The organism is Neobacillus drentensis (genome assembly GCF_036966985.1).
GTDB lineage: Bacteria > Bacillota > Bacilli > Bacillales > Cytobacillaceae > Neobacillus > Neobacillus drentensis_E.
Window position 1 is genome coordinate 1 of record NZ_JBALSN010000760.1, and the last position, 470, is coordinate 470.

The 470-nt window shown below is 30.9% G+C and carries 1 protein-coding gene; it reads left to right on the top strand.

Annotation, left to right across the window (positions count from 1 at the left end; all coding sequences use genetic code 11):
• The coding region (locus tag V7659_RS31450; protein WP_335543899.1) for a hypothetical protein at window positions 1–470 on the top strand (470 nt) is incomplete at both ends.

Below are 470 nucleotides of genomic sequence, written 5' to 3' on the forward strand. Positions count from 1 at the left end.
GTTTTATATGGAATCCAATACTGAATCTTTCAAGGATTACGAAGAATTTAAAAAGGCAACTAGAAAATCATTATTAGAACGTGAAGGTAGGGAAAGTTGGTTAGGTGCAATTGAAAATGGGAGAATTGGTGAAATTAAAACAAAAGTTGAACTTTTAAAGAGGGGGCTTTGGGTATCGGAAAGAGAGGTTGATGTAAATGGTGCAGACTTGATAGTTCAAAAGGCCAATTTATTAAACGATTTAATTGATATTATAGGTGCTCCTGTTGCCTTTGTTCAAATTAAAAATGTTGGTCCAGAAACAAGTGTTTCTATAGATTCTAGATATATATATTATGTCGATGGAGAAGATATAAAGATTAAGGAAGAGTTTTTTCTGTTTGTTTATAGAAATGATGAACCTGATTTTCTAGTCTTTTTATCAGCAAAAGATATTAATCAATTAGTTTTTGATGGAGATTGTTCTAAGT